Annotated in this window: 8 protein-coding genes; 4 read left to right on the top strand and 4 right to left on the bottom strand. The window is 55.5% G+C overall.

Annotated features, from left to right (window positions below):
• The first annotated feature begins 24 nt into the window (after window positions 1-24).
• Window positions 25-672 (top strand): peptide-methionine (S)-S-oxide reductase MsrA, encoded by a 648-nt coding sequence (gene msrA / locus AC0V60_RS11070; RefSeq protein ID WP_486178514.1) that lies wholly within the window; start codon window positions 25-27, stop codon window positions 670-672.
• A 70-nt stretch (window positions 673-742) separates the two neighbouring features.
• On the opposite strand, the gene AC0V60_RS11065 is transcribed toward msrA, so the two are convergent.
• Complete coding sequence (locus AC0V60_RS11065) at window positions 743-2,881, bottom strand: FAD-dependent oxidoreductase (protein ID WP_486178513.1); 2,139 nt, start codon at window positions 2,879-2,881, stop codon at window positions 743-745.
• 607 nt (window positions 2,882-3,488) lie between these two features.
• Here AC0V60_RS11065 and AC0V60_RS11060 point away from each other — a divergent pair.
• A complete protein-coding gene (locus AC0V60_RS11060) occupies window positions 3,489-5,711 on the top strand; it encodes a TonB-dependent receptor (protein WP_486178512.1) in 2,223 nt (740 codons plus the stop codon).
• 62 nt (window positions 5,712-5,773) lie between these two features.
• Here AC0V60_RS11060 and AC0V60_RS11055 read toward each other — a convergent pair whose 3' ends face one another.
• On the bottom strand, window positions 5,774-6,502 hold the full coding sequence (locus AC0V60_RS11055) for a glycosyltransferase (RefSeq protein WP_486178511.1): 729 nt from the start codon (window positions 6,500-6,502) through the stop codon (window positions 5,774-5,776).
• A 131-nt stretch (window positions 6,503-6,633) separates the two neighbouring features.
• Here AC0V60_RS11055 and AC0V60_RS11050 point away from each other — a divergent pair, with 131 nt between their 5' ends.
• Entirely contained in the window at window positions 6,634-7,473 is an 840-nt protein-coding gene (locus AC0V60_RS11050) for a sterol desaturase family protein (protein WP_486178510.1), read from the top strand.
• Window positions 7,470-8,027 carry a rhodanese-like domain-containing protein gene (locus AC0V60_RS11045; RefSeq protein WP_486178509.1) on the top strand — a complete coding sequence of 186 codons (558 nt, stop codon included), beginning with the start codon at window positions 7,470-7,472 and terminating at the stop codon, window positions 8,025-8,027. Before AC0V60_RS11050 ends, AC0V60_RS11045 begins: the two co-directional genes overlap by 4 nt.
• Here AC0V60_RS11045 and AC0V60_RS11040 read toward each other — a convergent pair.
• Entirely contained in the window at window positions 8,009-8,635 is a 627-nt protein-coding gene (locus AC0V60_RS11040; protein ID WP_486178508.1) for a TIGR04282 family arsenosugar biosynthesis glycosyltransferase, read from the bottom strand. The genes AC0V60_RS11045 and AC0V60_RS11040 overlap by 19 nt on opposite strands.
• A gap of 48 nt (window positions 8,636-8,683) precedes the next feature.
• A complete protein-coding gene (locus AC0V60_RS11035) occupies window positions 8,684-9,529 on the bottom strand; it encodes a DUF547 domain-containing protein (RefSeq protein ID WP_486178507.1) in 846 nt (281 codons plus the stop codon).
• Between the last annotated feature and the right edge of the window lie 81 nt (window positions 9,530-9,610).

The raw sequence follows: 9,610 nt of genomic DNA, 5'->3' as shown, positions 1-9,610 counted from the left end.
GATGCTAGTGTGAGCTTGATATCAATGAGATGGTTTTTCTTCGCGGCAGCTTGGTCTGTTCTGCTTGCCAGTTGTACTTCGCCGCAGGTTGAAGCCAGTCAATCCGGGCCAGCTGGTCAATCCATCGCTGACGAAAAACCGGAGCCTGGAAATGCCACAGCGGTTTTCGCAATGGGTTGCTTTTGGTGCGCGGAAGCCGACTTTGAGAAGCTCGACGGCGTCGTCACAGTTGTATCCGGTTACACGGGAGGCGACCTGAAAAATCCGACTTATCAGCAAGTGACCTTTGGTGAGACGGGTCATTATGAAGCGGTCTTGGTCATCTATGACACTTCCAAATTGACCTATGAAGACCTGCTCGCGACATTCTGGACCAATATTGATCCCTTCGATGCGCGCGGTCAGTTTTGTGACAAGGGCACAAGCTACCGTGCCGCGATTTTCCCTAAGACCGATGAGGAAACCGAGGCTGCCAACAGCTCAAAAGAGCAGCGGACCCAAGAGCTTCAGGAAGAGCCTGTCACGAAGATCCTTCCGCGGGCGACATTCTACACCGCCGAGGAATACCACCAGGACTATTACAAGAAGAACCCGTTTCGGTATCGACTTTATCGCTCGCGGTGCGGCCGCGATGCGCGCCTTGAAGAAGTCTGGGGCCTACAAACAGAATAGGTCACGGAGAATGTTTGAGGAGCGGCGCTCTGTCTAGACGCCGCGCCTTTCATTTGGCCGAGGATATCCCTTATCCTCGCCGCCAATCGTGGTACTTCTCGACAAAACTCAGGAGCTTCTCCGGCTTGCGAGCTTTTTTCCATTCGCCTGCGGCAAACTTATTACCTTCTGCCATGGTCGGGTAGGGGTGGATCGTGCCTAGGATCTTGTTGAAGCCTAGCTTGTGCTTCATCGCAAGAGTGTATTCAGACAGCATCTCGCCTGCATTATGACCAACGATCGTGGCGCCGAGAATCTTGTCTTTGCCCGGCACAGTGAGAACTTTCACGAAGCCCTTGACCTCGTTCTCAGCAATCGCGCGGTCGAGATCGTCTAGCTGGTATTGAGTGACCTCATACTCAATCTCTTGCTCTTTGGCCTCGGTCTCATTGAGACCGACGCGGGCCACCTCTGGGTCGAGGAATGTCACCGCAGGGATAACAGAGTAATCCGCCTTGAACCGCTTGAACATTCCGAACAGCGCATTCACGCTGGCAAACCATGCTTGGTGGCTAGCGGTGTGAGTGAATTGGAAAGGGCCAGCGACATCGCCCGCTGCGTAGATGTTCGGGAATTTGGTTGCGAGGAATTCGTCGGTGACGACCGTTTTGCTGGTGTCGATACCAAGCTCTTCGAGCCCGTAACCGGTCAGACGGGCTGCACGGCCAACAGCGACAATCAGCGCATCATATTCGATCACCACATCCTCGTCGCCATGCTTGGTGACAACAGCTGAATTGGTGACCTCAACAGCTTGGTGGCTGGTAAGCACGGTTACGCCGGACTCTTCGAGCGCTTTCTGGGCAAGGTCCGATACCTCAGGGTCTTCGCGGCTCATGATGCGGTCCATCATCTCGATCTGAGTGACCTTCGAACCAAGGCGCGCGAGGCTTTGCGAAATCTCGCAGCCGATAGGACCGCCGCCAAGGATGGCGACGCGCGCGGGCGGTTCATCCATCTCGGCAAAGGCTTCCCACATCGTGTCAGAGGTCAGGTATTTAGACTTGTCTAGACCAGGGATTGGCGGGACAAAAGGCGCAGCACCTGCTGCAATCACGATAGACTGCGTGGTCAGGCGCTGGGTCTCGCCATCATTGCGCGCGATCTCGACCGTCCACGGGTCAATAATCTTGGCGTATCCTTCGACCACGTCGACACCCAGTCCGGTGTAGCGCTCAACGCTGTCATGCGGCTCGATCGCTTTGACCGCCTCCATAACGCGGGCGATGGTTTGCTTGAACGGCACTTTGGGATCATGGCTTTCCAGGCCGTACTTGTCCGCGTTGCGCATTTGGCTTGCGACCTTTGCGCTTTTGATGAGCGCCTTGGAGGGGACGCAGCCTGTGTTGAGGCAATCGCCGCCCATCTTATGCGCTTCGACCAAAGTGACCTTGGCTTTGACGGTTGAGGCAATCAGTGAAGAGACAAGGCCAGCAGCGCCTGCGCCAATCACAACCATATTGCGGTCGAACTTCTTGGGCTTGGTAAAGCTTTTGTAGACCTTCCGGCGCTGAATCACGCCGATGATGCCTTTGGCGATCCATGGCGCGATCCCCAAAAGAGCAAACGAAATGAGGATTGGGGGTGTCAAAATGCCAGCCGGGCTTTCGAGCGTGGAGAGCGCTGTGCCAGCGTTCACGTAAACAGCGGTGCCGATCAGCATGCCCAATTGGCTCACCCAAACATAGGTCCATGTCTTGATGCGTGTGAGACCCATCACGGGGTTGATCACGAAAAACGGGACGGCTGGCACCATGCGAAGCGTGAAGAGGTAAAAGGCGCCATCGCGTTCGAGCCCCTTGTTGATGCCTTTGAGCCAGTCACCGAACTTTGCCTCAAAAAAATCTCGCAGGACCGTGCGAGCGGCAAGAAAGTTGACCGTCGCACCAATAGTGGACGCGAAAGACACAACGATGGTGCCGGTGACGAAGCCGAACAATCCGCCTGCTGCCAAGGTCAGGAGTGCAGCGCCGGGAAGCGATGCCGCTGCGACAATCACATAGATTGCCACGAAAATCGCAATCACCAGAACGGGATTATCCTGGTAGGTTTGCTGTGCGCCTTCGACCTGCGATTTGACGGCGTCAAAGGTGAGATACTGTCCCAGATCGAAGAAGAAGAAGCCTGCGATGAGCGCTGCAAGCGCCAATACGATCAAAATTTTTTTCATATCGTCCTCTGTTTGATCGTCAGTTCGCCGATAAATGGCGGATGGTTACTGATTAATCGAAAGAGCCGGATCGAAATCGCAACTGCGCGCGGCGCATGCGCTCTTTTGGCGCCATGTAACCTGCACACTGACACCTTCGTACAAAGGCCTGGGAGGACCAATTGCTTCGGAGAGAACTATGCCGAAATTCGGTAGTGCGCGCCTCGCTGCGGGCTGCCTTACCCTCATTTAACCGTCTATGCTGGTGCATGACAGCCGAACACGGCACTGCTTGCATGGGTGAGCGCTGCACCTTTGAGCTATGCCGTGCTCAATCAATGGATCGCATATCGTGTTCGGGAGCCAGCGCGATGGCCGTTCATAGTTATCGGGTGCGAGCTGCTAGCAAGTTTCGCATGGGACTTTGGGCAAAGGCGGCAGTCCAGTTGCCGAAAACAGTGTGCCGTTCTTCCAAATTCAATTATCGCCAAATTGTAACGATCAGCCACGTTGCTACGAAGCTGTCCTGTTGAGGGGTTCCTGTTTCCAAGAACCGTACAAAAAGAGGGGCTATCCAAAAATGCATCTGAACAAAAATGTCCTAGGGCTCACGGCAGGCCTAGGTGCCATGGCGATTTCACAACCTGCTCTTGCTCAAAGTCAGCCGGAAGGAGAGACCGCAGAGGAAAGTTCTGGTTTAGATGTCATTCTCGTCACAGCGACCAAGGAATCTGAAGACGCACAAGACGTGCCGGTTGCGATCAGTGTGCTCGAAACCGAAACGCTCAACACTTTTCGTGGGGGCGGTGAGGACACACTCTTCCTGTCTGGCCGTGTTCCCAGCCTAAACATCGAGACCTCGTTCGGCCGCATCTTCCCGCGTCCCGGTATTCGCGGTCTCAACAACACAGATTTTGACTTCAACGCATCGCAACCGGTCTCTTATATCTATGATGAAGTGGTCTGGGAGAACCCTGTTCTTAAAGGCTTCCCCGTATTCGACCTCGCCCGTGTTGAGGTACTGCGCGGACCACAAGGCACGCTGTTTGGCCGCAACACTCCTGCCGGAGTGTTGAAGTTCGAAAGCGCAAAGCCCGAGGACACATTTGATGCTTATCTCACCGGGTCATATGCGAGATTTGATACCGTCCTGCTCGAAGGCGCGCTCAACATCCCGCTAAATGATGTGATCGCATTGCGCTTTTCCGGGACGTACCAAAGCCGATCTGATTTCATCGAGAACCAGATTGATGATGATCCCAATGCGGATGCGGGCGGATTTGATGACTTCGCTTACCGCGCCCAGGCTCTGATCACGCCGAGCGACAATTTCGAATGGCTGATCAATGTGCACGGACGCAACCTCAACGGTGGGCAGACGAGCTTCCAGGCCAATGCGTTCCTGCCCGGATCCAACGATGTGCGCCCCGACTTTGATCGCAATGTGACCTTCGCCGACGCACAGCGTTTCTCCACTTTGGACACCAACACATTCGGGATCACTTCACGCGCTGATCTGGAGTTTGGCGGGGTCACCGCGACCTATATCTTCGGTTGGGAAACTGCAGAGGCCTTCTCGCGCGGCGATGTTGATGGCGGTTTTGGAGCAGCATTCCTCCCCACAGGTGGCGGCCCGGGCCTTATCCCATTTCCGGCGGAAAGCGGTGATGGCATTGATGATCTTGATCAGCTGACCCACGAATTGCGTTTGACCAATACGGATGAAGACACGTTCAATTGGACAGTTGGATTGTATCTCTTTGATGAGAACCTCGATATTTCGTCATTCAACTTCGACACGCTTGCTGGCGGTGTTGAGAACGGTCAGGCTTTCCAAACGCAGGACACGACAAGTTGGGCGCTCTTTGGTTCGGTTGACGTGAATGTGACCGATAAGCTGAACCTTGCCGCTGGTCTTCGTTTTACCGATGACGACAAAGACTTTGAGGTCATTCGGCCAATCGGCCCATTTGGCGCACCGGCCGCTGGACCATTTTTTCGCAATGTTGGCGATGAGAATATCAGCTTCGATCTGTCGGCGACCTATGCCGTGACAGAGGACACCAACCTCTACGCTCGCATTGCACGCGGCTTCCGGGCGCCTTCGATCCAGGGCCGCATTCTCTTTGCGAACCTCACGCCTGATTTCGATGGTGTGACGGTCGCCGATACCGAGACGATCCTGTCATTTGAGGCCGGTGTGAAGACCACGTTCCTCGACAACCGGGCGCGCTTCAACCTCAATGGCTATTTCTTCACGATTGACGATCAACAGCTGACCGCTATCGGCGGCGCGGGCAATTTCAACCAATTGCTCAACGCCGACCAAGGCATTGGCTACGGCATCGAGGCAGAGTTTGATTTGGCTGTGACGGATAACCTCACGCTGATGAGCAACTTCTCATGGAACGAGACCGAGGTTCAGGATGAGAACCTGCAGACCGCGCCTTGTGGTTCTGCAACGCCTTGCACAGTGCTCGATCCCATCGACCCAGTAACCGGCGGCGCTTTGATTGATGGCAATCCTTTCCCGCAGGCTCCGCGGTTCATTGCCAACGTTGTGCTCGATTACAACCGGGACGTGGGCAACGGCGAGATCTTTGCCTCGACCGACTGGTCGTATCGCTCCAGCGCGAACATCTTCCTGTATGAATCGGTCGAGTTTGAAACCGAGCCGCAAGTGTTAGGCGGCGCGCGTGCAGGCTATCGTTTGAACAATATCCACTTTGCAGGATTTGTCCGCAATCTCACCGGCACGCTTGGTACAGTCTCAGCGATCGACTTCAACAACCTGTCAGGTATCTTCAACCAGCCCCGCACGTACGGCGTCGAGCTTGGTTGGCGTTACTAAGCCATGCGCTGAGGCGCCGGCGGCTCGACCCGCTTGGCGGTTCCAAACGCGCAATTGTATGCCTAACGGATGTCTGGATAATGCTCGGCGAGCCCTTCACGCACGCCGAAAGACCACATCAAAGCGACCTTTAAGTAGATGTAGTTGGCGCGCAGGCTCCCGAGCTGGGTGATCCGTCTGTCTGACGTCACCACCCACCGCCGGACGACTTTAGTGCGACCAAGCTTTGCAAAGTTGATGCAGAGTCCGGCCTCTTCCATAATAGCGACGCGTTCATCACAGCCACCGAAGCTTAGAAAATCCTTGCGTCTGAAAAACATGGCGTGATCACCAAACAGCAGCCTCACCCCGCGAAAGAACAGGTCTGGGCGCGTCAGAAGCGGCGCGTACCAAGTCTTCACAATATTGTGCAGCGTTGAACCCCAACGAGTGCGACGTTCGCCGACGAGCTTGGGAAAGAAACTCGACAAAGCTGTGTTCTCATCCGCCATAGTTTCCCGAATGAGAGTGACCGCATCGGTCGGAAGGAGGCTATCGGCATGCAGGACACAGATAAGATCGCCCGCTGCCTCAGCGATCCCTTGATTGATCTGCGCACCGCGTCCCTTGCGCGAACACTTCACGATTTTGAGGCCAGCTTCCTCAGCAACCGCGAGGGTTGCATCCTCGCTCCCCCCATCGGCAATCAGAATCTCGTCTGGCTGGGGCGATAGGCGGGACAGCCCGTCGATTGTGGCGGGAAGGGCTGCTTCTTCGTTGAAGGTGGGTATGACAATGGTGACGCTAGTCATCGCATGCATTCTTTACCCGATCCGCGCGCCGAAGGAAGCTGTTGAACCGCTCAATTTTGGTGTAAAACCCGCGTAACACTTAGAGCTGTGGCTGCGAATGGCTGAGCAGAGCACGCGGGAAAGAGAATTTCATGGAAGTCTTTGGGCTGAGCGAAGGAGCGGTGAGACTGGGCGTTTTTGCCAGTGTCTTCGCGATCATGGCCTTCGCAGAGGCTTTGGTGCCCCGCAAACAGCGTACGCAGCCGCGCGGGTCGCGGTGGTTCACCAATTGGTCCCTCGTCATCGCCGACAGTATCGTGCTGCGCATTGTATTTCCCATCCTGGCCGTTGGTGTCGCTCTATATGCGGGTGAGCAGGGGTGGGGCCTCTTAAACCTCTTTGCCCTACCTTTCTGGCTGGAAGTCACTTTGGCCATTATCCTTCTGGATTTCGCAGTTTGGGCGCAGCACGTGGCCACTCACAAGATACCGATTCTTTGGCGGGTCCACAAAGTTCATCATGTCGATCGTGACATTGATGTGACGACCGGCATTCGGTTCCATCCAATCGAGATAATTCTCTCGATGGCTTACAAGCTGCTGGTGATCATCGCCCTTGGCCCGGCAGCGCTCGCAGTGGTGTTATTGGAGGTGATCCTTAACGCATCGGCCATGTTCAACCATGCCAATGTCAGACTGCCGCTTGCGGTTGATCGCCTCCTGAGAATGGTCATTGTCACGCCCGATATGCACCGGGTCCACCATTCCACTATCCACCGCGAAACGGACAGCAATTATGGGTTTTTCTTGTCGATCTGGGACCGTCTGTTTGGGACCTATGTTGCGCAGCCCTATGGTGGGCACGAGGGCATGGTGATCGGGCTGGATGAGCATCAAGACGAAAGCCCGTCCTCGCTTCTCTGGTCGCTAATCCTGCCCTTCAAGAGCACTGATAGTTCGGCGCAGCGAGAGACCATTCAGGAGCGGCCATGACCAAGAAGAAGCTCGTTTTTGGCAGCATAGCTGGAGTGGTATTGTTGGCGGCGATTGGGGGAATTGCGCTTTTCCAGACCTCAGACCTTGATCGCATTCATGAAGGTATCGCAGCAAGTTATGACACCGTTGAGCATTTGGCCGCTGATGATTACTCCGCGCTGGGTCCAGATGACGTCGTGCTCTTTGACGTGCGCGAAAGTGACGAATTCGCTGTGAGCCATTTGCCTGGGGCTATCCTTGTCGATCCGGACATAAGCAAGGCGGATTTTGCAAAAAACTTCGCCGATAAACTCCAAGGCAAGCGCGCGATATTCTACTGCTCTGTTGGCGTGCGCTCCACGATCCTCGCAGACCGCGTGGCGCAGCTTGTCGAGCGCGAGAGTGGCAAACCACCGGTCAACCTAATTGGCGGGCTGTTTCAATGGCGAAATGAAGACCGAGCGCTCATCTCCGCATCTGGCGCAGCGACCGACGCCATCCACCCTTTTGATGACTATTGGGGGCGCCTGATCGAAGACAAGCGGGCGGTTAGTTACTCACCCACTGATTGAGCTACGAAAGCCCCTTGCTTAGCGGCGAGGTCCGGCCAACGCTTCAGGTCTTCAGGCCGATCACAATCTGATAGTGGCTCAAGCAGCAACGGCTCTATCCCAAGTCCATCCAGTCGCCTCAGCGTCTCGGGAAGCACTTGATCCGTGCTCCAAGGCATATCGGTGAGAAGCTCGGGATAGGGCGTGCGCATACCGATCAGATAATATCCGCCGTCCGTTGCGGGACCGATCACCACTTCATGTGTGGCAAGCCCTTCGATAGCCTCGCGCACATGCTCAGCTTTAAGGTCGGGCGTGTCTGCGCCGAAGAAGACAACCGGCGCGCGGTCAAGGAATGCAAACAGTCTTTCTGTAAGGCCGCCTTCGGCTTGCTCCTCAAAATGCACTTGCGAGCCGAGCCATGCCTCGAACGCGGTTGCTTGCGCGCCCGTTGTGGCAACGCACACCGGTGCTCCCGAAGCGGACAGGAGCTTCACCGTCTGTTCGGTCAAATGGCGATGCAGTTCAGCTGCCCCTTGCGCACCAATCGCAGGGATTAGCCGCGTTTTGCATTCGCCTGGCGTAGGGTATCTGGCGAAAAGAACGAGGTGCGGTGTCAAGTCTGTCACAGATCAGCTTTCTCGTTCAGTCACAGGGATTTGGCAAGTCTGACAGGCCTACGCTTTGTTCAGCGACCAATCGTAAGCATAGCTGTCTATCGCCTGCGCTTCTTCGAGCAATGCCACGGCCGGGCCCTCGGCATATTCGCGCGCGTGTGCCAAGACGTCCTGCTCGGTTCCCCAATCTGTCTGATACCATTCATAGATATTGGAAGCGATGATGGCATTCGGCTCGCCGCCAAACCCGCGCGGGTGGTTGACGAATGCGCGAGAGGCTTCCTCGAGCATTTCTTCAAGTTTTTCGCCGGTGTAGGCTGTGCGAGCAAGATTGGGGCAGCCGATGGACGCGCAGTTCACCGCATAGTGGATGCGCACATCCTGCCATTCGGGGCGCAGAATATCGTGCTCAATGTTGTCGAGGCTGAGCGTGCGTCCAGAGACCACAACCGCGTCGTCTTTCCAAGGGCCCGAACCAAGAAGGCCAATGTCGCGGATGGAATCGAGGGGCAGGTTCTGCACGATCACATCAACGGTGGCAGCATTGTACAGATTCACCCAAAAGGCGAATTGCTCGTCGCGTCCAAAATTCTCAATCGAAACCGCCTGCATTGCTTCGAGATAGCTAGAGAGTGCATCTGACGCCTCACTCTTCAAGCGTGCGTAGTCGACAAGGTTTACGCCTTGAGCGCCCTCGCTCGTGTATTCTTGGAGGAGGGCATCCCAGGCTGAATGATCAATCGTGTCATCGGAACCAGATGCGCTTGTGAAGCTTTCCTCACCCAATCCGCCCGCACTCGGGCCTCCGCATGCAGCCAAGACGGCCGTTGCCGGAATTGCCGACAAGATGGAACGCCTTGAGAGGCCAGACGACAAGAACTTTCCGTTGGTTTGAAGGTGCTGCATTAATAAGGCTCCGTTCCTGTTGCATCTTTGAACAGCAATTCGCAGTGAAAGGCCAAATTGTTACACAAAGCTGCGGGTTAG

The organism is Erythrobacter sp. S259 (genome assembly GCF_057364965.1).
The sequence above is the reverse complement of the archived record's forward strand: the minus strand, read 5'-3'. Positions and strand labels throughout refer to the sequence as shown.